The sequence below is a fragment of the Geothrix campi genome (assembly GCF_024609265.1).
GTDB classification, from domain to species: domain Bacteria; phylum Acidobacteriota; class Holophagae; order Holophagales; family Holophagaceae; genus Geothrix; species Geothrix campi.
On the sequence record NZ_JANHMP010000001.1, the window covers coordinates 184053 to 208241 of the forward strand.

29 protein-coding genes are annotated in these 24189 nt (G+C 66.2%); 1 reads left to right on the forward strand and 28 read right to left on the reverse strand.

The window, feature by feature from the left end:
* The 28 genes from NOV65_RS00900 to NOV65_RS01035 all read right to left on the reverse strand — a co-directional run bounded on the left by NOV65_RS00900 (window position 1) and on the right by NOV65_RS01035 (window position 22354).
* Window positions 1-1830: a hypothetical protein gene (locus tag NOV65_RS00900; RefSeq protein ID WP_257303405.1), complete on the reverse strand. Its 1830-nt coding sequence runs from the start codon at window positions 1828-1830 to the stop codon at window positions 1-3.
* Window positions 1827-2543: a hypothetical protein gene (locus NOV65_RS00905; protein ID WP_257303407.1), complete on the reverse strand. Its 717-nt coding sequence runs from the start codon at window positions 2541-2543 to the stop codon at window positions 1827-1829. Before NOV65_RS00905 ends, NOV65_RS00900 begins: the two co-directional genes overlap by 4 nt.
* Complete coding sequence (locus NOV65_RS00910; protein WP_257303410.1) at window positions 2540-3442, reverse strand: hypothetical protein; 903 nt, start codon at window positions 3440-3442, stop codon at window positions 2540-2542. The genes NOV65_RS00905 and NOV65_RS00910 overlap by 4 nt, the downstream gene beginning before the upstream one ends.
* Entirely contained in the window at window positions 3439-3924 is a 486-nt protein-coding gene (locus NOV65_RS00915; protein ID WP_257303412.1) for a hypothetical protein, read from the reverse strand. The genes NOV65_RS00910 and NOV65_RS00915 overlap by 4 nt, the downstream gene beginning before the upstream one ends.
* Window positions 3921-4205, reverse strand: coding sequence for a hypothetical protein (locus NOV65_RS00920; protein ID WP_257303414.1), 285 nt, complete (start codon window positions 4203-4205; stop codon window positions 3921-3923). Before NOV65_RS00920 ends, NOV65_RS00915 begins: the two co-directional genes overlap by 4 nt.
* A complete protein-coding gene (locus tag NOV65_RS00925; protein WP_257303415.1) occupies window positions 4202-4642 on the reverse strand; it encodes a hypothetical protein in 441 nt (146 codons plus the stop codon). Before NOV65_RS00925 ends, NOV65_RS00920 begins: the two co-directional genes overlap by 4 nt.
* Window positions 4639-5313: a transglutaminase-like domain-containing protein gene (locus NOV65_RS00930; protein ID WP_257303418.1), complete on the reverse strand. Its 675-nt coding sequence runs from the start codon at window positions 5311-5313 to the stop codon at window positions 4639-4641. The genes NOV65_RS00925 and NOV65_RS00930 overlap by 4 nt, the downstream gene beginning before the upstream one ends.
* A gap of 109 nt (window positions 5314-5422) precedes the next feature.
* Complete coding sequence (locus NOV65_RS00935; RefSeq protein WP_257303420.1) at window positions 5423-5557, reverse strand: hypothetical protein; 135 nt, start codon at window positions 5555-5557, stop codon at window positions 5423-5425.
* A 33-nt stretch (window positions 5558-5590) separates the two neighbouring features.
* On the reverse strand, window positions 5591-7183 hold the full coding sequence (locus NOV65_RS00940; protein WP_257303422.1) for a hypothetical protein: 1593 nt from the start codon (window positions 7181-7183) through the stop codon (window positions 5591-5593).
* Window positions 7184-7512: 329 nt separating this feature from the next.
* Window positions 7513-7704 carry a hypothetical protein gene (locus NOV65_RS00945; RefSeq protein WP_257303424.1) on the reverse strand — a complete coding sequence of 64 codons (192 nt, stop codon included), beginning with the start codon at window positions 7702-7704 and terminating at the stop codon, window positions 7513-7515.
* Window positions 7705-7707: 3 nt separating this feature from the next.
* Window positions 7708-7884, reverse strand: a complete 177-nt coding sequence (locus NOV65_RS00950) for a hypothetical protein (RefSeq protein WP_257303426.1) — start codon at window positions 7882-7884, stop codon at window positions 7708-7710.
* Between the two features lie 4 nt (window positions 7885-7888).
* Window positions 7889-8113 carry a helix-turn-helix domain-containing protein gene (locus NOV65_RS00955; protein ID WP_257303428.1) on the reverse strand — a complete coding sequence of 75 codons (225 nt, stop codon included), beginning with the start codon at window positions 8111-8113 and terminating at the stop codon, window positions 7889-7891.
* A gap of 7 nt (window positions 8114-8120) precedes the next feature.
* Window positions 8121-9959, reverse strand: a complete 1839-nt coding sequence (locus NOV65_RS00960) for a protein rep (protein WP_257303429.1) — start codon at window positions 9957-9959, stop codon at window positions 8121-8123.
* 95 nt (window positions 9960-10054) lie between these two features.
* Window positions 10055-10276: a hypothetical protein gene (locus NOV65_RS00965; RefSeq protein WP_257303431.1), complete on the reverse strand. Its 222-nt coding sequence runs from the start codon at window positions 10274-10276 to the stop codon at window positions 10055-10057.
* Between the two features lie 36 nt (window positions 10277-10312).
* On the reverse strand, window positions 10313-10615 hold the full coding sequence (locus NOV65_RS00970; RefSeq protein ID WP_257303432.1) for a hypothetical protein: 303 nt from the start codon (window positions 10613-10615) through the stop codon (window positions 10313-10315).
* Window positions 10616-11691: 1076 nt separating this feature from the next.
* Window positions 11692-12057 carry a helix-turn-helix domain-containing protein gene (locus NOV65_RS00975; protein WP_257303435.1) on the reverse strand — a complete coding sequence of 122 codons (366 nt, stop codon included), beginning with the start codon at window positions 12055-12057 and terminating at the stop codon, window positions 11692-11694.
* The gene (locus tag NOV65_RS00980; RefSeq protein ID WP_257303437.1) at window positions 12054-12446 is read right to left on the reverse strand and encodes a DUF3850 domain-containing protein; all 393 of its coding nucleotides are present in this window, start codon (window positions 12444-12446) and stop codon (window positions 12054-12056) included. Before NOV65_RS00980 ends, NOV65_RS00975 begins: the two co-directional genes overlap by 4 nt.
* On the reverse strand, window positions 12443-12805 hold the full coding sequence (locus NOV65_RS00985) for a hypothetical protein (protein WP_257303438.1): 363 nt from the start codon (window positions 12803-12805) through the stop codon (window positions 12443-12445). Before NOV65_RS00985 ends, NOV65_RS00980 begins: the two co-directional genes overlap by 4 nt.
* Window positions 12802-13095: a hypothetical protein gene (locus NOV65_RS00990; RefSeq protein WP_257303440.1), complete on the reverse strand. Its 294-nt coding sequence runs from the start codon at window positions 13093-13095 to the stop codon at window positions 12802-12804. The genes NOV65_RS00985 and NOV65_RS00990 overlap by 4 nt, the downstream gene beginning before the upstream one ends.
* On the reverse strand, window positions 13085-13273 hold the full coding sequence (locus tag NOV65_RS00995; RefSeq protein WP_257303442.1) for a hypothetical protein: 189 nt from the start codon (window positions 13271-13273) through the stop codon (window positions 13085-13087). Before NOV65_RS00995 ends, NOV65_RS00990 begins: the two co-directional genes overlap by 11 nt.
* The gene (locus tag NOV65_RS01000) at window positions 13260-13439 is read right to left on the reverse strand and encodes a hypothetical protein (RefSeq protein WP_257303444.1); all 180 of its coding nucleotides are present in this window, start codon (window positions 13437-13439) and stop codon (window positions 13260-13262) included. Before NOV65_RS01000 ends, NOV65_RS00995 begins: the two co-directional genes overlap by 14 nt.
* A gap of 7 nt (window positions 13440-13446) precedes the next feature.
* Window positions 13447-13851 carry a DUF4406 domain-containing protein gene (locus tag NOV65_RS01005; RefSeq protein WP_257303445.1) on the reverse strand — a complete coding sequence of 135 codons (405 nt, stop codon included), beginning with the start codon at window positions 13849-13851 and terminating at the stop codon, window positions 13447-13449.
* Window positions 13848-14234 (reverse strand): hypothetical protein, encoded by a 387-nt coding sequence (locus NOV65_RS01010; protein WP_257303448.1) that lies wholly within the window; start codon window positions 14232-14234, stop codon window positions 13848-13850. The genes NOV65_RS01005 and NOV65_RS01010 overlap by 4 nt, the downstream gene beginning before the upstream one ends.
* Window positions 14231-14461, reverse strand: a complete 231-nt coding sequence (locus NOV65_RS01015; protein ID WP_257303450.1) for a hypothetical protein — start codon at window positions 14459-14461, stop codon at window positions 14231-14233. The genes NOV65_RS01010 and NOV65_RS01015 overlap by 4 nt, the downstream gene beginning before the upstream one ends.
* Window positions 14462-14954: 493 nt before the next feature.
* Window positions 14955-19865, reverse strand: a complete 4911-nt coding sequence (locus NOV65_RS01020; RefSeq protein WP_257303451.1) for an ATP-binding cassette domain-containing protein — start codon at window positions 19863-19865, stop codon at window positions 14955-14957.
* 43 nt (window positions 19866-19908) lie between these two features.
* A complete protein-coding gene (locus NOV65_RS01025; RefSeq protein ID WP_257303454.1) occupies window positions 19909-20601 on the reverse strand; it encodes an LrgB family protein in 693 nt (230 codons plus the stop codon).
* On the reverse strand, window positions 20589-20960 hold the full coding sequence (locus tag NOV65_RS01030; protein WP_257303456.1) for a CidA/LrgA family protein: 372 nt from the start codon (window positions 20958-20960) through the stop codon (window positions 20589-20591). Before NOV65_RS01030 ends, NOV65_RS01025 begins: the two co-directional genes overlap by 13 nt.
* 152 nt (window positions 20961-21112) lie before the next feature.
* Complete coding sequence (locus NOV65_RS01035; protein WP_257303458.1) at window positions 21113-22354, reverse strand: porin; 1242 nt, start codon at window positions 22352-22354, stop codon at window positions 21113-21115.
* Window positions 22355-22837: 483 nt separating this feature from the next.
* Here NOV65_RS01035 and NOV65_RS01040 point away from each other — a divergent pair, with 483 nt between their 5' ends.
* Window positions 22838-24118: a porin gene (locus NOV65_RS01040; protein ID WP_257303459.1), complete on the forward strand. Its 1281-nt coding sequence runs from the start codon at window positions 22838-22840 to the stop codon at window positions 24116-24118.
* The last annotated feature ends 71 nt before the right edge of the window (window positions 24119-24189 follow it).

The following is a 24189-nucleotide window of genomic DNA, read 5'->3' on the forward strand; positions in this document are numbered from 1 at the left end:
CTAGCCCTCCAATCCGCGAGGCGTGATCTTGAAGCCGCCCGCGAGGGTGCCCACTTGGCCGTTCATGACCACCCGGGCGGGGCGCGTGAAGGCGTGGACGTACTCCACCAGGCCGCGGTCCCCGAACTTCGGTTTGCGGGCCAGGTAGCAGATGACGGAAGCGGTAAAGCTGACTTTTCGGGCGCGGCCGTCCAGTAGCCAGATGCGGCGGGCGCTCTTGTCTGTCACCGCCATGGGTCCGGACTCTCCGAAATCCACGAGCTTCCCGTCTTCACTGATGAAGCGGCTGACGCGGCCGAGGACCACCACATGCGAGGGCATGCCATGGGTGTCGCCATCCACCTTGAATGTGAGGGTTTCCCGGGGATCGGAGCCCGTCCAGTCGCGCCAGACCTTCAGCAGATCGGCGGGGTTGGTGGGGTTGAATCGGCCCGTGATGGTGAACTTTTCCGGGGTGGCCTTGGCGGTCTTCGCCTTGGCCTTCGGCGCGGGCTTGCCCTTCAGCAGTTCCGTGACGGCCACCTCCAGGCGGTGCCGATCGGCGGCCTTGGATTTGAGGGGCTGAACCTTATCCGGACCAATGGCGGCGGGCTTCTTGGCCGCCTTGGGGGCGGTCTTCTTCGGGGCCTTCTTGGGGTTCGCCTTCGTCATGTTCCCAGGCTGCTGCCCTTTGACTTGGCCCGTGGCCGCACGCGGACGCTCCTGCCCGTTGGGATTGAAGGCAAGGCCCTTCTGGAGTGCGCCCGGTGCCCACTCCCAGCCGAACATGGATTCCCGCACCACGTGGGCGAGGCCCATGGACTGGAGCCGGGTCAGTGCCGCCTCTACCTGGGGCTCCTCCACCTTCGCCACGCGGGCGATGTCGGAAGGCGCGGCGATGCCCTTGCGGAGCGCGTCATAGACCTTTTTCTGGACGGCGGGTTGTGCCGCTGTGGGGTTGGTCTTGGGTTTGCACTCCCAGCACGAGCAGGGCATCCCGGCCCGGCGCTGGTTTTCGCCCTTGGCCCAGGCTTCATCGGCCGCCTTCCGGCTGATTCGGTTCTCGACATAGACCCGAACCCATGCCCGGTGATCGCCGTGGTAGCCGGCCACGGCCAGCAGGCCGAGGGCCGTTTTTCGGGACAGTTTCCCGGGCGCTGGGTTCGTCTTCACTTCGGCCTCACGCATGCGCTTGGGGGCTGGGCTGAGGTCGTAGCCAGAGCCTCGGAGCCGGTGCAGGGTGTCCTCGGTGATGCCCGGCGCCACGATGACCACGGCGCGGGTTTCCCCTTCGGGGCCCAGGGCCTTGGCCAGTGCATCGGTGGGGTTGAACCGGTTGCCCTTCAGCACCTTCCCGACCTGGGCCGCGATGGTTCCGCCGGGGTGGATCTGCCAGCCCATGGACTGAAGCCCTTCCAGCTCGACACGCTCAAACGGGGTGCCATCGGCGCGGCTGATCTTGACGGCGCTGGTGATGCCCTTCTCGCCCAGGATGCGGGCGACGGCTTTGCCGTAGGCGGCCTCCTGCTTCTGGTGTTCCTTGGAAAGCCGCTCGGCCTCGGCCATCACTTCGGCATCGGTTCCCACCAGGCCCGCGCCTCGTAGCGCTGCGGGCTCGTGGCGCTTCAGTGCGGCGGCCTGGGCCTTCGTCAGCTTCTCGCCCTTCGCTTCCTTGGTGCTTAGGCGCTGATAGGTCTTCTCGGCGTGGTCCTGGGCCTTGCGCTTGGCTCCTCGGTCGCGCCGCTTCTTGGCGCGGGCGCCGGACTTGCCGGACACCTTCTTGATGCCCTTCATCACGCGGGCCCGCTCGGCGGAGCCGAAGGCCGGGGCGGGGTTCGTCTTGGCGGTCATGCCGTGGCCTTTCGGTAGGCGGTGTTGGCCATCACGACCGTGGGGCCGGTCAGCACCAGTAGGGCAATCGCCGCGGTGCCCGCGAGCCATGCCCAGGTCGGAAGGCCGAACAGATCGCCCTTCAGGAAATCCATCAGGGAAACCGGCTTTTCAATGGCGGAGGCTTGCCGCAGGTTGAACGCGGTATTCCCGGCGTTGCCGGAGGCGGCGGTCTTCGCCACGGCGGCGGAGTTGCCGGCCTGGTTCGTCGTGGTCTTCGCGTCCCGGTAGGCGGCCTGCGCCTGGCTGGCCAGGTTCTTCTGCGCCTCGAAGGCGGCCCCGGCGGAGGTTCCCAGGGATTGAATCTGGGAGCGGATGCCGGAGGTTTCGGCGTTGAAATACTGCGCCGCCATGACCACGACCGAACCCAGCGAGGGCGCTACGAGGTTGCGGGCCAGCATCATGTCATTGAGTTGCTTGAGGAGGTCGCTCTGGTCGTTCTGGTAGAGGTTCCCCAAGGTCCACTGGCTTTGGGAATCCAGCGTGAGAATGTCGCCCCAATCCTGCGGGGTGGAGGCCTCGAGCTTCGCGTCAGCGAGGGACGCCCAGAACTGCTGGAGGTTGTATCGAACGTCTTCCAGGTTGCGGGCCGTCAGGCTCTGCATGGCCCAGCGCAGCCACTTGGCGTCATCTTCCAGCCATTCCTGGACGTTGAAGGTTTCCGCGTACGTCATCGGGTGGCCAGCACCACGAGGCCGATTCCACCGACCACCAGGGCCGGCACCAACCAGGGGTTGGAACTGCCCGAGCCCATGCTGCCGCCGCCGCCGATGCCCGGGGTATAGGTCCCGGGTGCATAGGTGCCGTTCGCGGTGATGCCAGCGGGCACCTGGCCGAAGCCTCCCGTGGGCTCAATGGGGTAGCCGTTCGCGTCGTACTGGATGGGGCCGCCGCCCAGCTGGACCCGTTGCTGGAGGAGCGGCTGGAGGGATGGGTCTACCAGGTTGTAACCCTGCTTCTGGGCTTCCAGCATCTGGGCGGCCTGCTCGGCGCTGAGGTCGCTGACCTTGCTGCCATTGACGAGGAGCTGGGAACCGGCAAGGGCCAGCTTTGCGCCCGTGGCAATCCAGGATGTGCCGGCGGCGGTGGTGGCCGTGGTGGCGGCCGTCGCTCCTCCTGCTGCGGCGCCACTGGTGAAGAGGGAGCCCACGGCGGCCTTTGCGGCGGCCATCTTGGCGCCGATGGCCTGCATCCCACTGAGCATTTTCGCGGCGATGGTCGCCCCGGTGCCCATGGTGTAAATCGTGATGGCGATGGCCGCCACGATAATCAGCCACTTCGAATTTTTCTTGGCCCAGACGTTGATCTTCGTGTGGAGGTCGTCCACCTTGTCGATGATTTTGTTGTCGATCTTCGACAGGTTCTTTGCGAGCTGCGGACTCACGAGCTTGATGGGCGCCAGCGCCACCTTGGAAACGGTCTGCGCCACCTTCTTGAAGAAGCTGCCCAGGCCCTGCATGTCGCCGTAGTCATCCAGCGGCGTCATCGGCCGCCAGCCCATGGGCTGCGGCACGGCGCGGGCTTGAATGTTGAGGGGATCGAATGGGGTGTGAAGAATGAAAACGTGACTCATCGGCGGCCCTTCCGGAAGAAGACGAAGGCGAGCAGGATCCCGGCGGCGGCCACCAGATAGAGGTTTCGCACGCCGGGGATGATCTGCTGGTCGAAGAACCCGGGCGCCTGGGGCTGGGGATTCGATGCCACTGGCATGGCGGCGGGCACGGCCGCGGGTGCCGTGGCGGTCGCGGCCGCGGTCTCGGTCGTGGGGGCCTGGATGGGCATGGGCGTCGGCAGAATGGCTTCGCCGTTGGCGGGTCCGATGTTCGTCGCGGTTGCGATCATTGGCTGCGGCGCGGTGACGGATTTGATCAGCTCTTGCAGCGATGGCAGCGGCGCACTGGCGCCCGGCGTGTCAGCCTGGGCCGTGGCCTGCTTCTCCGCGAAGGCTCGGGCCTTCACCTGCGTGATGAGGGGCTGAACGATCCGGGCGAACATGGGGTTCATCTGGAGCGGCGTTTCGTCCAGCTCGGGCGCTACCGCGCCAAAGGCGGTCACGCGATCACCTTGTGGCTGGCCTTGCGGACCATGAACCAGATGCCCAGGGCGGCGATGCCGGCTCCCAGCAGCACGGTCACGTTGCGCAGGCCCGGGATAATGCTTTCCTGGGTCATCCAGGAGTTACCGGGCACGCTCTGCGGGTACGTGGGAAGGTTCCCGCCTTGCGTGGCGGGGAGCATGCTCTGGGAGCCCGCGGGCACCATCCGGCCGTCTGAGGATTGCACCAGGGGCTGAATGTCGTCCGGGGTGTAAAAGGTGTTGGTGACGACTCCGGTCATGGTTGCACCACCTGGGAAGGCTTGCGGTTCATCAGGAACAGGCCGAGGCCCGCGGCTGCCAAGATGGCCAGCAAGGCGGAATTTTTCAGGCCCGGGACCATTTCCTGGTCGAACCAGGAATACGGCGTGTTGACGATGTTCCGGTAGTAGGCATCATTCACGGCGGTGCCGGTGATTCGCGCCTGGGCCTTGGCCTTGCCGGCTGCATTCATCACCTGGACGGCGCTCTGGCCGGCCTTCGTCACGAAGTTGCTGGCCGTGGTGAGGAAGTCGAGGAAGCCCCCGCCGCTGGGCTCCGCCGTGATCACGTAGGGATTCACCGAAGACGACACGGCCGGCGCGGTGGGCACCGTGGCCGGGCCGCTCACGAGGTAGAGCAGATCATCCGCCAGGCCTGAAAAGGCTTCGGTGCTGCCGAGAATCTGGATTGTGCTCAAGGCATCACCTCAAGATCCATGCTTTTGGTGGCCTGGGGGTATTCCCAGCCGGCACGGTTGTTTTCCGTCGCGTCGAAGGCCCTCCACTTCCCGTCCAGCAGGGCCACGGGGTAGATGTGGGCCCAGCCCTTTTTTCGCGGGATCTGGATAAGGCGGGCTTTGACCTGAATTCCCGCGGCCGTGAAGAGTGCCGCCAGCAGGCCGGTGAAGTCTTCGCAATCCCCGATTCCGTCTTTCATCAGTTCCGGGATCTGCTGGAACAGCTCACGGCCGGCGGGGTCGTTCACGTACCGGACGCGGCTGCGCACCCATTCGTAGATGCGCACGGCTTCGGCGCTCTTGTGGTGGCCGTTGGTGGTCTTCGGCGCGCTTCCCAGGGCCTCGGCCAGCAGGGCTCGGGTGTTCGCCATGCCGCGCGGGCCAGCGCCCAGGGCGGGCCTGACCACCTGCTCACGCAACACGGCCACCTTCGCGGCGGCCTGCTCGTCATTTGAACCGTAGACCCTGACCGTCTTCGTCGTCTGGATTCCCGTTTTCGGCGCCAGCGCCGGGGGCTTGGCCGGGGGCTGGACGCTGGGGGAGGAGGCCGGGGCCTGGCTCACCACGGCGGCCGGCGGTGCCAGCACAGGGGGTCGGTATTCCAGCGGGGAGACGGTCGGGGTCCACAGCATGTCCCAAGCCTCTGGCGTTCCGTTCCGGCCCGTGGCCGCTCCGGGCCGCACCTGGCGCCGGACATGCAAAGGCCCGCCGGGTGGCGGGCCTTTGCTCGGTCGTGGGGCTTCAGCGCTTCGGCAGGGGCACCTTGACGTTGAGGCTGCGGATGTAGAGCGGCAGGATCCCGAACAGGAACCAGCCTTCGCAGAGGTTCCCCACGGCTCCGCCGGTCTTCTTCTGCCAGTTGCGATAGACGATCATGGTTTCCCTTTCGATGGTTGGGGTTGGGGTGGTCTACTGCTGGGCCTTGAAGGCGGTCAGGAGCTGCATCAGGCGGTCATTGTGCTGGCCCTGACCGATGGCGCCCGCCACGAAGGCGATGGGCATGGCGCCCATGGCGCGGAGCCAGGCGGCCCGCGTTTCATCGGGAACGGTGGATTTCAGGCCTTCCAGGATTTCCTCATCCGTCTTGCCTGAATCCAGGGCCTCCATCAGTTTGGCTCGCAAGCTTTCCAGGTCCACGCTGCTCTCCTCTGAGGCGGGCACCTGGCCCGCGCGTTCCGCGGCGTGCTGCTCTGCCGCCTGAATGATGTTTTCCACGTTGGCCTTCCAGTGCTGCGTCCACGCGGCCCACCACGCGGCCATTGGGCCCTCCTGCATGCCGGCGGCGTGGAAGTCCTCCAACATCTGTTGAACCTGGGCAAGCTGGGCGGCGGCCTCGGGCCCCTCGTCGGGGATCTTCTCCTCGATGATCGCCGCGGCCTCGTCCACGAGGCTCATGGCCTCCAGATGCTCGGCCCGGGTGGGCTCTCCGCTGGGGTTGATCACCACGGGCGCCGCGTGCGTCTGGTGGGGCGCTGGGGGCGGCTGGCGGTGCGGCTGGGGCGCGGTGGCCTTGGGCTTGTTCAGGCTGCTCACCACGGCGCCAATGAGGCCCTGGAAGGCCTCCGGGCCGCCCATGTGTCCTACCAGTTCACCGATGACGCTGGACTCGGGTACGCCGGCCTCGTGCTCCAGCTTCCAGATCCGGGGTGTCAGTTCGTCGCGCACTTTGCGCTCCCCTTCGATCTGGCCGCGGGCCATGCCTCGCTGCTCGGCCTCGTCCAGTTCCCGGCGGTGCCGTTCGCGCAGTTCGTCCAGCTCTTTCCGGTGGGCACGGTCGGCCTCCAGCTGGCCCTCCAGTTTCCCGGAACGCTGGCCCTGCTCGTAGCTGAATCCCTTCAGCTTCTCGATCTCCACGGGATCCATTCCGCCCTTGCTGCCGCCGCCGAAGAGGCCCGCCACCTTCGAAACCATGTCCAGAGTCGTGTTCAGGTGTCCCATGGGATCCTCTTTCGGCCGGTCTTCAATCACGGCATTGACGGGCGGAACGTAGCCCGGGGGCGGCTCGACGGTCACGGTGGTGGTGGTGTCCAGCGTCAGCTCACCGGCCGCCCATCCCTTCATCCGCCATTCGTAGCGGCCGAAGCGCCCGGACCGCTTGGCGTAGTCCATGGTTCGCATTTCGAACCCGGGATCGCCCAGGGCCTTGACTCCCTCCTGGTCCAGCGCCAGCTCCTCGCAGAAGATCCGCGTGGGCTTGGGGCCGCCGTTCGCTTCGAGGCGGTTGAGGGTCAGCTTCAGCTCTGTGCGGGCCTCGCCCTGGTCGTCGGCGGTCAGGTCGCGCAGGCTATCCATGTAGGCATAGAACGGGGCCAGGCGCTGGCGCTCCTCCTCCTGGGCCTGCGTCGTGGTCTTCGAGTGCGCGGCCAGCATCTGATTGACGGTTGCGGCGGCCGTCCCCCGGGCCACGGCCTCGGTGTGATCCAGTTCCCGCTGACGCCTGGCCGTTTCCGTGATGGCCTCCTGCTCTGCCTCGGACAGCACTGGCATCGTCGGGTCTGGCATCGCCAGGTCAGGCCTCCCAGGCTGTAAGAAGGACGGCAGCTCCTCCGGCTTGACCACGCGGGGCGGTTCCATCCAATTGATTTTTCCGTCTTTTGCCACGGCTTTCCTCCCGCTCCAGAGTCCGGTTTCCGCGCCGGGTCCGTGGCCGCATCTGTCCCGGTTGCGGCCATATTCGCCCATTCCCCCCAGCGGGCCCCCGCCGTGCCCCCTGCGTGCCCCCGCCATTCCCCCGCGTTCCCCCTATGGGTTCAGGGGTGTGATGGCCGGCGGGGTGGACGAGGCAGAAAAAGGCCCCCCGGGTGGAGGGCCTTCGGGTGGGGAGTGGCGGGCTAGTTTTTGGGGTTGAAGACCACGGGCCCCACGGCAAGGATTCCCGTGTCTTTGTCCAGTAAGGCCTCCGCCCTCCCGAACGCGCAAAGCCGAATCTCGGTCACTCCGCCGGGCTTGGCCTCAACGTGTATTTCCGTTTCGTCGGGCCAGTCTTCCAGCAGGGCCAGCAGGTTCTTCTTCGTCATCGCCATGGGTCACATCGGCCCAAGGCGGCGGAGGGCGTAGTACGTCACATAAAGCCAGGACAAGACGCCGTGCAGCATCGCCCACAGGATTGACTTATTGATGCCCCAGGAAATGGTTACGGCGATGATGCTACCGAAACCCCATATCGCCCTGACTTCAGAGGACCAGTCATCGGTTTGGTACATGTTCTCAACTCCTCTTGTGGGCGAATAGAACCTTGCGGTCGGTTTCATCGAAGGGCAGCGGCGTGGACATCATAGCTTCCACGGCCTTGCGGCAGACGAAGATGGTCCGCTGGGTCACTCGGATGACTGGCAACAGGCCGAGGTCCACCCAGCGGCGGATGGTTCGGCGGCTGACGCCTAACACGATGGCGGCGTCAGAGTAGCGGTAGGACTGTTTTTCGATGGGCATGGGGCTCCTAGAAGGTGGGGTCGAGGTCTTGCCGGAGTTGGCGAAGGGCTGGGCCTTCGACTTCCAGCAGGTTGGGGCGTTCAAGGTGAAGGGCACGGCGGCGGATGGCCTGGGTCGCGTCATCCCAGACGGCCAGGGGGTTGGTCCTCATTTCGGTGAGGTACTGGTTCCACAGCTCGGCGGCCTTCAGGCTCCGGCGGGTGGTGGTGGTGCGGTGTTCGCCGTCGCTGAAGGTCAGACGGTCATCCAGCGCCGCGGCGATGATGTGCATGTTGTCGCGCTTGTCCAGCGGATGAACGGAAGCCTCAGCATGGGCACGGAAGGCCACGCGGCGCAGCTCGCTCCAGCCGCGCTGATCGAGGCCCATGGCGGCCCAGACCCTGGCGGCGATGGGTCGCCACGAGTAGCGCCCGACCGGCAGGACCACGCTGAATTTGAGCGTTTTCCCGGTCTTCTTGCTGAACTCTTCCCACTGTTGAACCCGCCAGCGCCCGCCGGCCACCAGGGCGCGGATGCCTTCCTGCTGCTTTCCCTTCCGGTGGTCGTCCAGGGTGATGCCCTTGCTTTCGTAGGGTAGGCCGCCGATCCTCCGGAACTGTCCCCGGGGCCCGGCCTTCCGGCCCACGGTTCGGGTGGACTCGAACCACAGGGGCTCTGCTAGGGCCCGCCATCGGGCCTTTTCCCGCTCATCCAGGTACGGCTTGGGGATAGCGGACTCCATGACTTCGCCGGTCGTGGGGTCCACTTCCTCACAGCGGAAGGGGGCCTTCCCGTCGCGCAGCTCGGCATCCTCCATGACGCGCTCCGCCTGGAGTGCCCAGGTGGGCATCAGCACGTCCAGCATGCGCCGGAGGACGCTGCACCCGCCGCCCATGGCGAACGTCCGCATGCCTCGAGTACCGCTGAACAGGTGAGCCAGGCCGCCGGGCCCTTCCTTCAGCTTGGCCAGCTCCTCACGCTTGGCGATGTATTTGCTGATGTAGTGGACGGCCCGCACCGTGCCGTTCCCCTTGGCCTTCCGGCGAATGTCCTGAAGGCCTTCAATGTCCACTTGGTAGCGCCCGCCGCAGGCCGCCTCCCAGGCATCCCAGACGTTCTGATAGCTGATCTGTCGGGACCAAAGGATCACGACGATATGAAGATGCATGTTCCAGGCGCCATCCTTGCCGGTGATGACCTCGGAGCCGCGGAACCAGCCGAAGACGCGGCCCGGCCACCAGCGCGTTCTCTGAAGGCGAGCCCACGCGGAGTGTGCTTCTTCTCGTAGTGCTGGAATGTTCTTTCCGTTGGGCACGGTGAGGGTGACAAAGCGCAGGTGTGCCTCATCGAATCCCCACTCCCGGGCCAGCTCCACTACCCGCTCCATCTGGCCGGCGAGTCTGGTTTGCCTGGGCTTCCCGCAGCGCGGACACCAGCGGTGCTTGCAGCTATGAAGTCCGCGGGTCCGCATGACCTCTCGGCCCTTGCGATCCTTCCAGAACAGGCGCACCACGCGGCCCCACGGCGTGCCGCAGGTGTCCAGGCGCTTGGCTTCCTTCCACAGCCGCTCTCCCTCGAAGCGCTTCACGGCCTCGGCCTTGGCCTGGAAGTCCTCCGGGTGCGGGCTGATGGTCTTCGCCACGAAGGCGGCGAGCTGATCCAGGCTGAGGCGCTTCCAGGGCTCGAGGCCCAGGGACTCATGGGCACCGTAGGCCAGGCCGAAGTCCCGCCCCATCCTGGCCAGCTCCCGGACGTGTCCCCCGTCCTCCGGGTGGATGGGTTGGCCCATGTGGTCCTGCCCGATGGAATGACGGAGAGCGGCGGCTAGTTCGCCGGGTGTCGCCGCGTCCATCTTCTCTTTCTTCACTAGGTTCCCCTTCCGGAACCCCCGGCGCGAAAAATGTAGCGCCGGAGTCAAGACTAGGGGTGCGGAGCGCCTGCGGCGCCCCGCACCCCTGGGCATTACTCGTGGATCTGCTTCAGGGTCTGATAGCACCGGAGCATCGCTACGATGTCTTGAGTGGCAATGGCTCGATCAGCGGCCCTAAGGTCGTCTTCGATCATCGCCGCGCCGATGACGCCTGCCGCCCCGAGGGATTTGTATATGGCAAGAACTTCTCGGACGCGGGCCTGTTCTTGTGGCAGGGCTTCGGCCAGTGAGACAAATACGTGCGGTTCGGGCATGGCTTCCCCTTTCGTGGGATTGATGGAGCGATTGGACTACTTCAACGACCTGACCAGCACGGGCGCCCCGTTCAGAACCTGGGGCTGCACCACGCGGGCGCGGGCCTGCTCCTGCGTGCGGAACCGGCCCAGGAACTTCCCGGCCTTGTCCGAGGCGCACCAGCGCCCCATCTTCGGCCAGACATGGCCCAGCACCTGGGACACTCGATTCGTCTTCATCGTGGCAAACGTGTTGATGAGCAGGGCCCGCTCCCCGAAGGGTTCGCAGGCCTGCCATTCGATGACGTACCGGACACTGGAATGGGGACCGGTCGCGGGCTGGATCGTGGTGCCTCGCATGCTTGCCTCGTTTAGTGGTTTAGGCGAACTGTTCAGTGCTGGGCCTGGCTGGGTTGCTGCGTTCAGTGGTTGGCGTTGGCCGTTTTTCTTAGGTCGTCTAATTCAAAGTTAGATAGCCTTCACCATTTCTTCCGTTCTGGCCGCGAGGGAGATGAGGAGATCCCGGAATGGGACCGGCGTAGCGGCTCTCTGGCGTTGGCTCAGGCGTTGGCAAGAGCCGGTTTTCACAGCGCGAGCTCGCTCTTCTTTGGAGTGAAACCCGTCATCGAGTCGCAGAAAGTCACCATCCGCTCTCCCCCACTTCAACTCGGGCAGTTCAGGAATGCCGAAGGCGTAAAGCCAGGTGGCCTTCCTGGCGCGGTGTCCATAGGCCCCTTGCTCGACACAGCAGGTCCACCCCTTCTCACCCTCAACCCAGCCCCCAGCAGGAACCCACCCACCACGCCGGGGGGGGGCGTTGATTCCGAAGTGCTTCCAGGCGTGGCTTCCCTCGGGGTGTTCGATGACACCACCGAATTTCCTCACAGCAGCCAGGGCTGCGGCGAAGCATCCAGCATCGTCACCGAGTTTGAGGCGCGGCCAGGTGCGGGGCGCTCCACCCCAGTAGCGTCCCCATCGCTGGCAGGGCGGGTGTGCCACCACAGGCCAAGGCCCCTCGTAGAGCCTCGCGTCCCGGCGAATGTCCCATGGGTCCACATTCGGCAGCCCGAAGTAGCATCCGTTGGTTTCCACAAAAAGCGCAGCGATCATTGAGTTTCCTTTATTCGTTGTCGGCGGCTTTCTAACCTGTCGCTCAGCGTCGGACGCGCTTTGCGCGCCGAGCTAGCTCCGAAGTTGGGCGCTACTTCAGTTCCTTGATCGTCAGCCCTCTGTTGTGCCGCCAAAGCCAGATCGTGACTCGGTTTGATGCTCGGCTGATTCGCTTCACGTAGCCCCCCTTCAACGCGTAACGGCACCACTTCGGATTGATTGCCATGTGTTCCTCCAATCGCGCGCCCAACAGGTCGCTCAACCTTCGCTCGTTTCACTCGCCGGACGCGGTAGCCCGCGCCGGGTTAGCTCGGGGCGTTAGGCCGCTACTTCGGGCACTTCTGGCGCTCCCAGGGCGGGGCGCAGGGGTTGGTGTTTCGGACGAATCCGCCGGGCTGTCGCTCAGTCCGGAAGAGCTCCAGGCCGTAGCCATAGCCCACGACATAGGCGAATGCCGCCAGGTGTCCCTCCCGATCCATCCGCTTCTGCAACTGCTCAATGGCGGGCTTCAAGGCGACGACCTGAGCCAGCCATCCAAGAACCCGCTTCGCCATGCCCTCGGCCTTGATGGGTCGATCCCCTTGGGCTTCCCACCGGAAAACCGTAGTGGCGTGCACGGCCAGCAGATCGGCCAGGTTCCCCGCGGTCCATCCCAGCGTTGCCCGGATGGCCTTGACCTCGCGGCCCTTCATTGCCGCACCGTAACCCAGTTCCACGGCGCCAGGCTCATGACTACAATCCCGGCCTTTTGCTCGAAGTCCGTAAGGTAGGGCACATACTTGGAAACCTGAAGGCCCGTGAACTTATAGCCATCCCATTCCTTCAGATACACCACGTCTCCAGCTCGGAAGTCGCGGTCGTTCCGGCGGACCTCGAACGTCTTCCGGCCGCTGATCACTTCGGCCAGATGCTCCGGGGCGATCTTCAGGTCATGTGACCACTTAGCACAGCCCCCGGGCTCCACCATGAACCCAATCAGAGGGAAGCTGGCGCGGTCGATGAGGTCCGCGCACCTTTTGCATTGGATCCAACTCGCCTCCCCGTGGCGGCAGTAGCTTTCCGGATGCACCAGATCGCTCATGCCGGCACCGCCAGCGGCACCACGTTCGAGGCGGCTTCCACGCCGGCCTTGCTTTCGCGCCAGGCCGCGATGGTGCGTTCCCGGTAGTCGGATCCGGGCAACACGCCGGGCCACGTTGCCACCGTGCGGCCGGTGTCCACGGCCTGCATAAGCCCGTCCACGCTCCAGCTCTTGCCGCGGGCCAGGACGTAGGCCAGGGCCTGCTCCAGATCGCACTCATGCCTCGCTACTTCGTGGAGTCGGGTGCGATCCAGGCCGCGGTCCTGGCTCTGCTTCAGCAGCTCGGCGGCGCGATCCTTGGCGCACTCAAACCCCAGGACGATGGGGGCCAGGATGAACTCAGCTTCGGCGCGGTTCATAGCCCCACCCCAGCCGCCTCATCGATGAGGGCCTGGGCTTCCGCCAGCTCCTCTGGCCTGAAATGTCCGGGCCAGTGGTCAATCAGCTTTTGCATGCCGAGGCGCAGGCGACCAGCGTGCAGCCGGCCCAGCTCGATCTCATCCACCAGGTCAGCAATCATCTGTTCCGGTACGTTGATTTCGCCGTGCTGCAGCTCACGCGATCCCCGCTTGTCCTGGCTCCGGAGGATGCCGTACACGGCCCCGGCGAAGACCACCAGCACGGCCAGAAGGGTCAAGTCACTCAGCATGATCGCCTCCCATGCCCAGCAGCGCCGGGCCCTTGGCGGCTTCCTTAGCCGCCTGCCTCTTCCGTTCGTCGTCCTTCCGCGCCTGGGCCTCGCGGGCCCGGCGATCCCTGGCGACGTCATCCATGGTGACGATGTGCGTCTGGTGGCGCTGATAGGCTTCCTTTTCACGCAGCCGCATGAAGGCCTCCCAGCTCGTGAATCTGGTCGTGCAGTTTGGTCTTGCGCTCGACGTACCGCTCGAAGCGCTTCCGCCAGGTCTGATAGGCGGGGTCCGCCAGGGGTGGCACGGGATGGGGCAACCGGGGCGCCAGAAGCGCCTCCAGCTGTTCCCGAAGGTTCGCCATCTGAAGATCACGAAGCGAGGGCACGGCCCACCCCCTGGGTCTTCTGTGCGTCGTACACAGAGGCGAGGTCTACCAGGTGATCGAAGACCGTCAGGCCCAGGGCGCGGGCGAAGTCCAATTCCCGGCCGGCGCCTGGGCTCTGCTTCCAGGTGGGCATGAGGATCACAGCGTCAGAGCGGCGGATCATCTCGAAGCACTCCCGCATGGCCGCCTCGTAGTCATCCGTGGGCAGGATGGTCAGGTGGGGCACCACGGGCAGCGCACCAAGGGCCCGCACCTTCTGGCCGAAGGCCACGGCGGCGGCCACGTTCTGGGCCACTCCCTGGGGCGTGGCGGCTGAGTAGGGCCCGGCGACGTAAATCACGTCCATGCCGTTGGCATCCTCCGCCCGGGGCTTCGTGGTGCCGGTCATCGGGCACCCCCGAAGATGAACCGGCGCAGGCGCTGTAACACGTTCAGCGCCGCGGACTCCCGGCGGGCTTCGGCCATGTCTTGCAGGGTCGCCAGTGCCACGGCGGTCAGGTCGCTCAAACTCGGCGCCTCGGGTTCGCCCCCAAGGGGCTCACGATCCAAAAGGCCCGGGGCCATGGTCAGCATGGGGAAGGGGCGTGTCTGCTCCTCCAGGAAACTCTCAACTGCCAGCGCCTCGTCATCGTTCAGCACCAGCATGGGCCCCTGAACGGGCGTGACGTAAAGGGTCGGCATGACGCCATCTACCAGGTCCACCGGTCGGCTTTCGAAGCGCGTCAGCGTGCCCAGGTCCATCCAGCGATTTGGGCTCAGGCGAACGATCACAGGGCACCCCCGCGGCGCAGCGCGTCGACGGCCTGCTCGTTTTTCCAGGTCTGCTCGTGGGCCTCTTTCAGCTCCTGAGCGGTTACGCGGCGGGTGCCGTTGGGCAGGGCCTTCAGGCGCTTCCCCTTGGGCATGGCGCACCAGACGAGGCCGAAGATCCCCAGCAGGCCAATGCCCGCCAGGGTAAAACCGTTGATGACGTCTTGAACCGTCAGACTTGCGAGCATGCGATCCTCCCCCTGCGTCCAGGCAGGGCAAGGCCCCGCGCTGGATTCAGCGCCGGGCGAATCGGGGCGGGGTCTGCCACCACGGCAAAACCCCAAATGGGACAGGCGGCCCTACCGAGGGCCCGCCCGTGGGCGGCTACTTGAAGGGGGTTTGGGCGCCTGGTCCTGCCGTCGCGCAGCAGAACACCGGGCCAGGCCATCCGCCCGCCCTTCGAGGTTCGGCCCTGGATCCTGCATCCAGCTACTACCTGGCGCGGATCACGAAGGCCCAGCCGTTACATGATCGTTCGATACGCTTCCACGTTCGCCTCCTGATTACCTGGGGGCGAGAGTAGTTCCAATTCCCTATGGGCCGCAAGGGCCCCAATCGGTCACGCCGACTACGAATCTGAGGGTCGGGCGTTCGAGTCGCTCCGGGACCACCAAAGGAAAAGCCCCAGAAATGGGGCTTTTCGCGTTTTCGGGGGAGGCGGGGCCCGTTTCGATGGGCGTCTCACCGATGCATGAGAGCCGCGCCCGTGAAGGAGCCCGCGCAGGCGCGCACCGCGTCCGGCGGTCCTTCCACCAGCAGGCGACCACCCCCGGCACCGCCCTCGGGGCCCAGGTCGATGACCCAGTCGCTGCTGGCGATGAAGTCCAGGTCGTGTTCCACCGCCACGACGAGATGCCCGGCCTCCGCGAGGCGGTGAAGCGACGCCACCAGGCGATCCACATCCTCGAAGCCCATGCCGCGGGTGGGCTCGTCCAGGAGGATGGCGGCTCTTCCCTTCGGCGGGGCCGCGATCAGTGCGGCCAGGCGCAGGCGCTGGCGCTCCCCCGCCGAGAGGGCGGAACCCTCTTGGCCCAACCGCAGGTAGCCCAGGCCGATCTGGTCCAGCGCAGCGAGAGCCTTCGCCAGCCCAGCAGCCTCTGCAAAGGGCCCGGCCAGCTTGGCGACGCTGGCCTCCAACACATCGGCGATGCTGCGACCTTCCAGAAGACACCCCAGCACCTCCGGCTTGAAGCGGCGGCCTTCGCAGGCCTCGCAGCCCACCGTGACGTCTGGCAGAAGGTCCATGGCCACGGTGATCACGCCGCGGCCCTCACAGGTTTCGCAGCGGCCCCCTGGCGTGGCGGTCGAGAAGTACCTGGCGGAAAGCTTCAAGGCCTTGGCCCGAGGCGTCGCAGCGAAGCGCTTGCGGAGGGCCTCGCCGAGGCCCAGGAGGGTGAGGACGGTGCTGTTCCACGCGAGGCCCAGGGCCTCCTGATCGGCCGAGATGACCTCCTGGATGTTCGTCAGGAGGTCAATGCCTTCGCAGCCCACCGGGCCCTGTCCCCGCAAGTGGTTGCGAAGGGAGGGGGCAAGCGACTCCAGCACGAGGCTGGACTTGCCGCTGCCCGAGACGCCCGTCACGGTCACCAGCGCACCCGCGGGGAAGGCGACGTCGATCCCCTGCAGGTTGTGGAGGCGGGCGCCCCGAATTCGGATTCCCGGCGAACCGGTCGCCTTCGGTTCCTCCTTAAGAGCCTGGCGCGACCGGCGGAGCTGGGCGCCAGTCCGCGAGGTCGGCTGATCCCTGAGCTCGCCTGGAGATCCCATGGCCACAAGCCGTCCACCTTCGGGGCCCGCGCCGGGGCCGAGTTCCAGGATGCGATCCGCCGAAGCCATCAGGGAGGTGTCGTGCTCGACCACGACGACCGCGTTGCCCGCATCCGCCAGGTGGCGCAGAACGCCGCCGAGGCGCTGCACGTCGCGGGGATGGAGTCCCTGCGTGGGTTCGTCCAGCACATAAGTGACGCCCACCAGGCCGCCCCTCAGGGCTGCGGCGAGGCGCACCCGCTGGGCCTCGCCGCCGGAGAGGCTGGCCAGCTCCCGCCGCAGGGCCAGGTAGCCGAGCCCGGCTTCCGAGAGGGCTCCGAGGCGCTGGACGGCATCCTTCCGGAGGCCTTCCGTGAGGGTGAGCACCCGGGGAGAAAGCCCGGGGGCCGCCAGGGCATCGAACCAGCCCAGGAGCTCGCCCACGGGGAGGGCCATCAGTTCCGGGAGGCGGCGGCCCCCGAAGCGGACGCTGCGGGGTATCTCGCGAAGGCCCTCACCTCCACACATGGAGCAGGCTGCATCCACCAGCAGGGGCTCGAGCTCCTCACCCTTGGAATCGGCGTGGACCCGCTCGTATTCCCGATCCACAAGGTTCGCGAAGCCAGCCCAGGTGGTTCGCAGGGCATGCGTGCCCTCGACCTTGCCGCGTCGATAGCGCCAGGCCACCTCGTGCACGGCATCACCACTGCCGAACATGGCGAGCCGGCGCTCTTCCGGGCCCAGGTCCCGCCAGGGGCGGGTCAGGTGCAGGCCGGCTTGCGCGGCGGCGTGCCGGAGCGTGGCCAGGAACTGGCCATCCGCTTCGCCCAGATAGGCTCCGAACCGGGTGCCCGCCATGGCTCCGCCGTCCAGGGGGCGGTCGGGATGGCTCACCAGGCGCTCGGGATCGCAGCGCTGGAGAAACCCCAGCCCTTTGCATCGGGGACAGGCCCCGCGTTCGGAGTGCGGCGAGAAATCGAAAGCCCAGAGGGCCGGGAGGATCTGCCCGCAGGCGCAGTGCTCCCCATAGGTGGGAGTTCCGCAGGCGGGGCAGGGGCGCTCGCCCGCCCGGGCGAACAGGAGGCGCAGCAGCTCGTCCAGCTCGGTGGTCGTTCCCACGGTGGCGCGGGGATTGCGGCGGCCTGCCCGCTGGGGTACGGCAAGGGTGGCCTGGAGCCCGCGGGCCGCGACCAGGTCGGCGCCGCCCCGCCGGGGGAGCAGGCGCCGGGCCCAGGGAGAGACAAGGTCCGCAAAGCGGTTCTGGGCCTCGGCCAGCAGCGTGTCGAAGACCAGCGAGGACTTGCCGGAGCCTGAGGGCCCCGTCACCACCGTCAAGCCCTGTGCGGGGAGGGTCAGGTCGATGTCCTTGAGGTTGTGGGTGCGGACCCCGACCAGTTCGATGGGTGGCGGCTCGGCCGCCCTGGGGGGCGGAAGGACGGGGGAGGGAACCTCCCACAGCGCGGCGCCCGTGAGGGATTCCGGGCAGGCGGCCACATCGGCTGGGGAGCCGCTGATCACCAGCCGCCCACCTTCGGGCCCGCTCCCGGGGCCGAGATCCAGGACGCGGTCCGCCTGGCGTATCACCTCCAGGTCGTTGTCCACCACCAGCAGGGTGTGGCCCGCTTCGAGCAGGTGGTTCCAGGCCTCCACCAGCACCCGCACATCGGCGGCGTGGAGACCCGTGGTGGGCTCGTCCAGGGCGATCAGGGCCGGGCCGCCGCCGGCCTTGGCGAGCTCGGTGGCCAGCTTCACGCGCTGGGCTTCCCCGCCGGAGAGCGTGGTGGCGGGTTGGCCCAGGGGCAGGTAGCCGAGCCCCACATCCAGAAGCGCGGCCAGGATGCGTCGGAGCCTCGGATGCTCCGCGAAAGACACCGCGGCCTCGGCGATGCTGCCCTCCAGCACGTCGGCGATGCTCCGGCCCTGGACCTTCACCTCCAGCACCTCGGCGTGGAACCGGCGCCCACCACACACATCGCAGAGCAGGTCCACGGTGCCGAGGTACCGCATGCCGACTTCCTGGACGCCCGCGCCCTCGCAGGCTTCGCAGCGGCCACCGCCGGTGTTGAAGGAGAAGGCTCCTTTGCCGAGGCCCCGCTGTCTGGCCTCGCTGGAGGCTGCGAAGAGATCGCGGATGAGGTCGAAGGCGCCCGTATAGGTGGCCGCGTTCGACCGAGGCGTCCGCCCGATGGGGTCCGCATCCACGGTGACGATGCGGCGGAAGGGCGCTTCCGGGACCAGACCCGCCTGGAAGCGCGCTACCGCCTCGTCCAGAAGGGAGGTCTTGCCTGCGCCCGAGACACCCGAGATCACGTTGAGGGCGCCCACGGCCAGCTCCAGGTCGAGGTTCTGGAGGTTGTGGCAGTGCAGACCCCGCAGCTTGAGAGTTCCCTGGGCAGGGCAGGGCCTCCGGGAGATGGCCGGGAAGGTGCCCGTCAACCAGCGTTGAGTCGGCGGGACAGGTTCCTCCACCTGTTGCTTGAGGTACTCCCAGGGAGGGCCGCTCCAGAGCAACCGGCCCCCTTCGCGTCCGGGGCCCGGCCCCAGGTCGATCAGCCAATCCGCGGAGCGCGCGATGAGGGCATCGTGTTCCACGACCACCACGGTCTGGCCTTCGTCCCGCAGACGCTTGAGCACACCGATGAGCCGGCCCACGTCGTGGGGATGGAGGCCGGCGGAGGGTTCGTCCAGGACCACCAGCAGGCCGCGCAGCTCTCCCAGGGCCAGGGTGATGAGCCTCAACCGCTGCATCTCACCCCGTGAGAGGCTGGGGGCCGGGCGGTCCAGGGTCAGATATCCCAGTCCGAGCTCCGTCATCAGGTCGCAGCGGGCGAGGAGATCCGCTCGGATCGGCGTCAGGATTGCGGTTTCCCAGGGGGAGGCTTCGACCGAGGCCAGGAAGGCCCTCAGTTCCCGGACGGTCATGCCGGCCAGATCCACGATGCGGTACCCGCACCACGTCACCGCAAGTGCCTCCGGGCGCAGGCGGGCGCCCTGGCAGGCCGGGCAGGGTGCGCTGCGCACGAAGCGGAGGATGGAATCGTTCCGCTTGCCGCGGAGGATCTCTTCCATGACCGGGACCAGCCCGCGGTAGAACCCCTCCTGGCGGGGTCGGGCAGTAATGCCAGTCCATTTGAGGCGGGATTCGAGCGGGTGCTTGCCGTAGGGAACCTTCAGGCGGTCGGAACCGTGGAACACCACCCCGCGCGCCTCCTCGCCCAGATCCCGCCACGGGATATCCACGGACCCACCGTGGACCCTGAGGACCTCATCCAGGACCTGCAAGGTCACTTGCGAGTACATGAGGTAGCCGTTGGGTGTGCTCACGCGCAGCGCGCCGTCCCTCAGGGACCTGGTGGGATCGGCCACCAGCAGGTCGAGGTCGAGGCGGTCTTCCACGCCGAGGCCCTGGCAGTGATGGCAGGCGCCTTCCTCGCCATTGAAGGAGAAGAGCCCCCGGCTGGGATGGATGCCTTCTGGCGCCGAGCCCAGCCGGGCGAAGAGCAGGCGCAGGAGATCCCAGCCTTCGGTCAGGGTGCCCACGGTGGAGCGGGGGTTGGAGAGGGTGGGCCGCTGCCCCACGGCGACCGCGGGTCCCAGGCCTTCGATGCTCCGCACCGCAGGCCTAGAAAAGCCGCCCACGAACTGACGCGCGAACGAAGGCAGCGTCTCCAGGAACCGGCGCTGGCCCTCCCGGAAGAGGGTGTCGAAGGCCAGGGAGGACTTGCCGGAACCGGAGACGCCCGTGATGACCGTGAGGCTTCGCCGGGGGATGCGAAGGTCGAATCCCGCGAGGTTGTGGGTCTCCGCCCCTAGGACGACGATTTCCTGGTCTCTCCGCTGCGCCACGTGCCCGCCCCTTTTCTCCTTCTGGAACGCGTCTGGTCCGAAGTCAGTTCCGCAACAGCAGCCGGACCAGCAGTGGAGCCATGGTGGCTGTCGTGATGCCCGCAAGGGTCATGGCCAATCCCGCCATGGAGCCTTCCCGCTCGCCTTCCATGAAGGCCATCGCCGTGCCCTGGCCATGGGCTCCCGTGCCCAAGGCCAAACCCCGGGCCACGGGGTCCTTGATGCCGGCCCAGGTCAATAGGGTGCCTCCAAACACGGAACCCAGCGTGCCGGTGGCCACCACGAAGGCGGAAGCCAGCCCTGGGCTCCCGCCATGGATCCTGGCGATCTCGACGGCAAAGGGGATGGTGACGCTCTTCGGCAGCACGGAGAGGACGACTTCCCTTGGCAGGCCAGCCACCAGGGCGATCCCTCCGGCTGCGAGCATGGAGGCAAGGGAGCCGAGTCCCACACCGGCCACGATCGCCGGCGCGTACTGCCGCAACAGACTGCGGTGGCGGTAAAGCGGCACCGCCAGGCCGACGGTGGCGGGGCCCAGCAGGGACGTCATGATCCGCCGGCCGGGAAGGTAGGACTGGTAGGGGATGTTCAGGGCGAGCAGAGTCGCGATGACGATGGCCGCGCCCAGCAGCACGATGTTCAGCAGGGGATGCCGATACCGCAGGTACAGGGCCTTGGCGAGCAGATAGGCGCCGAGCGTCAGCAGGATGGTGAACAGGATCATCAGCTGGGGCATGGCTTCTCCCCTTTCTGAAACCACTGGGCCAGATAGCCGGTCCCCAGAAACGTCAAGATCGTGCTGACGACGATGGCGAAGGCCAACGCCAAACCGTACCTGTAGAAGACGGTTCCCCAATTCATCAGGTCCACCGCCACGGGGATGAAGAAGAAGACCAGGTGCCTGAGGAGGAAATCGGCGGCGTCCTGGACGTACTCCAGCGGGACGAGGCCGAGGTTCAGCAGGGCGTAGAGCAGGACGACGCCCACCACGTTCCCGGGGACAGGGAGATGGGCGAAGCCCGCGATCTTGTTCCCGAGGAGATAGATTCCGGCCAGGAGGGCGACCTGGCCGAGGAACCGCAGTTTCTTCTTCACGAAAGCCTCTGGTGGGGCGGCGACGCGCTCTCGGTAAAGGGCGATTGTGAGGGCAATCGTCAGCGGCTCCAAACGCCTCCGGGGAGGAGAGGCCAGCTGATCCATGAAAAAGCCCCCGGTCTCCCGGGGGCTTGCATGGGTTTCCGGATGGATCAGAACGCGACCAGGAGCGCGGCCACGACGGTGTTGCCGCCCTGCTCGCCGGTCTCGGTTCCGAAGGGCTTGAGGAAGTTCTTGCTGCGGGCGATGTAGTTGAGCTTGAAGTTGGCGGACTTCACCTTCTCGGGGATCCAGGCATAGGTGTAGCCGACGGTGGCCTCGGTGTACTTGGGGCTGTAGTCGGTGCCGGTGGACAGGCCGGTCGCCACGTTCGTGGTGTAGGGGTTGGTGGCCGTGTACCAGTCGTCACCGCTGTTGAGGTTCATGACGTCGTAGCGGGCCAGGAAGCTGTGGTGACCAGTGGTGTAGCCGCCGGTGAGGTAGTAGCCCACGAACTTCTGGTCCAGGTGCTCGCGCTTCACCGCGGGGGCGGTGGCGGCGAGGGTGGCGAAGCGCCGGCCGAGCAACCCGGTCATGTACTCGGCCGTGAGGGTCCAGGTCCCATCCTGGTAGGCGTAGAACGCACCAAGGTTGGTGGTTTTGTCCTTGTTGTCGTAGATGGCGGTCTGGCCCGGCCAGGGGCCTCCGGGGTTCGCGGCGATGGCCGTGGAGGGGTTGCCCTTGTCGGCCACGTCTGTGGAGCCCTGCAGCGTGTAAGCGCCGAACTTGTGGGCTTTCCCGAGGTTGAAGTCCAGGCGGAGAACGAAGTCTTTCTGGGCGTTGGTGTCGTTGGTTTTGCCGGAGGTCGCGTCGTTCATGCCATTGAACACGGCCGCGGTGACCTTGCCGGCGAAGGCCTTGGGATCGCCATAGGAGAATCCGAGGGCGAGGCCGCGGTCGCGCTTGTCACCGAACATGCGGCCCAGCTGGCTGCGTTCGGCGAAGAGCAGCTCGGTGGAGCTCGTCACGCCCTCGTAGGTCTGCAGGTTCTTGAACTGGCCGGCCTTCACGTCGATGCCGGCGAGGGGCTTCCAGACGATGAACGCGTCCTGGAGGATGATGGGGTTCGAGGTTCCGGTGGAGATGGAGGGGTCGAACATGACTTCGTAATCAACGTCCTCCGCCACATTTCCGGAGAGCTTGATCTCGGACCGGCGGATGGAGAAGGTGTTCTCCTTGAACTCGCTGCGGAGGTTGTAGTACCCGCCGGGAGCAGCGCTGTTGTACCGGAGGTTGCTGTCCATCATCTGGGTGTACCAAAGCTGGATGTCGCCCCCGATCTTCACTGTCTGGGCGGAGGCGGGCAGGGCGGCAAGGGCGAGGGCGGCCAGGCTGAGGTTGCGGATGCGCTTCATGGAGTCTCCTAGAGGGCCGACAGGCCAACGGGAGAAAGGTTCCCGGCTGCCTGTGACATGGGCGCGAAGATCCCGGTACCGCCCTGTACCTGAGGGGTGAATTCGTGCCAGAGCGTCCCGATCCCGGTTTTCTACACGGGTAGCGCTGTTATGAGGGTCTATATTTCACCAGCCGTCTCGCGATTCTTCACAAGAACCGAGTCGAGTTGATCCAGCCTCGCGAAGGTGTCACGTTCACCTGCCCCGTGGTTGGCAAGCGGGGTGTCGCCACACCTTTGTGTCCATCATCACAACCCTCGGAACTTTTCGATCATTTTCAATAGACGCAAGGAGTTCCCCCGTTTAGCTTGAATCCGTTTGATCCACTCATCGATTTCGAGCGACAGGCGTCCGAGACATCTGGTGGTCTGACCTGAATCCGACTCCCTCCCAGCCTTCCAGCCACTCAATCCCTCCCAACCCTCCCTCACTAGGAGCCCACCCATGAAGATCACCCGCCTTGCCGGCGTCGCCGCCCTCCTCGCCGCCGGGGTCACCCAGGCCCAGGCTCAGGACATCAAGCTCACCGGCGTCCTCTTCGAGTTCTGGCAGACCCAGATGTTGGACAGCAACCTGCGCAACAACGCGACCGCTGCTCCGGCCGGCACCGCCACCAAGTACTACGGGCTCGACTCCCGGTTCCAGGAGAACACCTTCGCCGTCAAGCGCGCCGAGATCTACCTGAACGGCAAGATCACCGACGACATCAGCTGGAACCTGATGTTCGACCCGAACAACAGCAACACGACCGCCGCTCCCAACAACGTGCTGCAGGACATCGCTGTCACCTGGAACCTCGGCAGTGGTTTCACTGTCAAGGCCGGCCAGTTCAAGATGCCTACGACCTATGAAGCCACCATGGTCGCCGCGACGAACATCCTGTTCTTCGAGCGCAACCAGATCAATCGCGTCTTCGGTGACAAGCGCGATCGCGCCATCTGGGGCATCTACGCCTTCGGCGATCCCAAGGGCTTCAACGGCAAGGTCAACCTCGCCATCTCCAACGGCACCACCGATGACGGCAGCGGCGGCAAGAACAACGAGAACACCCTGACTGGCGCCGGCAATGCCCAGAAGGACTGGACCACCCGCCTCGAGTTCAACTACGGCCCCGAGCACAAGTTCGGCGCCTACTACCGCGAGGGCGTGACCGGGCTGAAGGATTCGACCTTCCTGAATGCCACCGTTCCCGCCACCTGGACCGTGGGGGCTCCTTCCGCCGCCCAGATCAAGGACAACAAGGACAAGACCACCCTCCTGGGCGCCTACTACGCCTTCGACACGGCCACCTGGCACGCCAGCGCCGAGCTCGCCACGGGCCTGCTGGGTCGTCGCTACCCCACCCTCTTCGCTGCCGGCACGACCACCCTCACGCCGTTGCGCGAGCACCTCGACCAGAAGTTCATGGGCTATGCCATCGATGGTGCCTACAAGATGGGCCAGCACTGGTTCACGGCCCGCTACGACATGCTGAACTACAACACCGGCGACGACTGGTACACGGCCACCAATCCCTACATGCCGGCGGCCGGCGGCGACTACAGCCCCAAGTACACCGAGATCACCGTCGGCTACAACTACGTGTTCAACCCTGCCAAGTACGGCGCGGGCAAGCTGAAGCTGGACTATGTCCACCGCAGCAAGAACTTCCTGGCTCCGCGCGCTGGCCAGACCGGCGAGCAGGGTGGTGATTCCCTCGTCGCCTCCCTGATGGTCGGATTCTGATCCGAGCACGTTCTACCTAGCAGGTCCTTCTTGTCACCAAAGCCACGGAGCTCATGGGTCACAACCCACGG

Coding starts and splice junctions, on each gene's coding strand:
- NOV65_RS00900 (WP_257303405.1), bottom strand. CDS start 1,830: ATGACCGCCAAGACGAACCCCGCCCCGGCCTTCGGCTCCGCCGAGCGG.
- NOV65_RS00910 (WP_257303410.1), bottom strand. CDS start 3,442: ATGAGTCACGTTTTCATTCTTCACACCCCATTCGATCCCCTCAACATT.
- NOV65_RS00945 (WP_257303424.1), bottom strand. CDS start 7,704: ATGGCGATGACGAAGAAGAACCTGCTGGCCCTGCTGGAAGACTGGCCC.
- NOV65_RS00985 (WP_257303438.1), bottom strand. CDS start 12,805: ATGAACCGCGCCGAAGCTGAGTTCATCCTGGCCCCCATCGTCCTGGGG.
- NOV65_RS00975 (WP_257303435.1), bottom strand. CDS start 12,057: ATGAAGGGCCGCGAGGTCAAGGCCATCCGGGCAACGCTGGGATGGACC.
- NOV65_RS00970 (WP_257303432.1), bottom strand. CDS start 10,615: ATGCGAGGCACCACGATCCAGCCCGCGACCGGTCCCCATTCCAGTGTC.
- NOV65_RS00990 (WP_257303440.1), bottom strand. CDS start 13,095: ATGCTGAGTGACTTGACCCTTCTGGCCGTGCTGGTGGTCTTCGCCGGG.
- NOV65_RS00950 (WP_257303426.1), bottom strand. CDS start 7,884: ATGTACCAAACCGATGACTGGTCCTCTGAAGTCAGGGCGATATGGGGT.
- NOV65_RS01005 (WP_257303445.1), bottom strand. CDS start 13,851: ATGACCGGCACCACGAAGCCCCGGGCGGAGGATGCCAACGGCATGGAC.
- NOV65_RS00920 (WP_257303414.1), bottom strand. CDS start 4,205: ATGACCGGAGTCGTCACCAACACCTTTTACACCCCGGACGACATTCAG.
- NOV65_RS00905 (WP_257303407.1), bottom strand. CDS start 2,543: ATGACGTACGCGGAAACCTTCAACGTCCAGGAATGGCTGGAAGATGAC.
- NOV65_RS00935 (WP_257303420.1), bottom strand. CDS start 5,557: ATGATCGTCTATCGCAACTGGCAGAAGAAGACCGGCGGAGCCGTGGGG.
- NOV65_RS01015 (WP_257303450.1), bottom strand. CDS start 14,461: ATGCTCGCAAGTCTGACGGTTCAAGACGTCATCAACGGTTTTACCCTG.
- NOV65_RS01035 (WP_257303458.1), bottom strand. CDS start 22,354: ATGAAGCGCATCCGCAACCTCAGCCTGGCCGCCCTCGCCCTTGCCGCC.
- NOV65_RS01025 (WP_257303454.1), bottom strand. CDS start 20,601: ATGCCCCAGCTGATGATCCTGTTCACCATCCTGCTGACGCTCGGCGCC.
- NOV65_RS00930 (WP_257303418.1), bottom strand. CDS start 5,313: ATGCTGTGGACCCCGACCGTCTCCCCGCTGGAATACCGACCCCCTGTG.
- NOV65_RS01040 (WP_257303459.1), top strand. CDS start 22,838: ATGAAGATCACCCGCCTTGCCGGCGTCGCCGCCCTCCTCGCCGCCGGG.
- NOV65_RS00995 (WP_257303442.1), bottom strand. CDS start 13,273: ATGCGGCTGCGTGAAAAGGAAGCCTATCAGCGCCACCAGACGCACATC.
- NOV65_RS00955 (WP_257303428.1), bottom strand. CDS start 8,113: ATGCCCATCGAAAAACAGTCCTACCGCTACTCTGACGCCGCCATCGTG.
- NOV65_RS00940 (WP_257303422.1), bottom strand. CDS start 7,183: ATGCCAGACCCGACGATGCCAGTGCTGTCCGAGGCAGAGCAGGAGGCC.
- NOV65_RS01000 (WP_257303444.1), bottom strand. CDS start 13,439: ATGGCGAACCTTCGGGAACAGCTGGAGGCGCTTCTGGCGCCCCGGTTG.
- NOV65_RS00965 (WP_257303431.1), bottom strand. CDS start 10,276: ATGCCCGAACCGCACGTATTTGTCTCACTGGCCGAAGCCCTGCCACAA.
- NOV65_RS00980 (WP_257303437.1), bottom strand. CDS start 12,446: ATGAGCGATCTGGTGCATCCGGAAAGCTACTGCCGCCACGGGGAGGCG.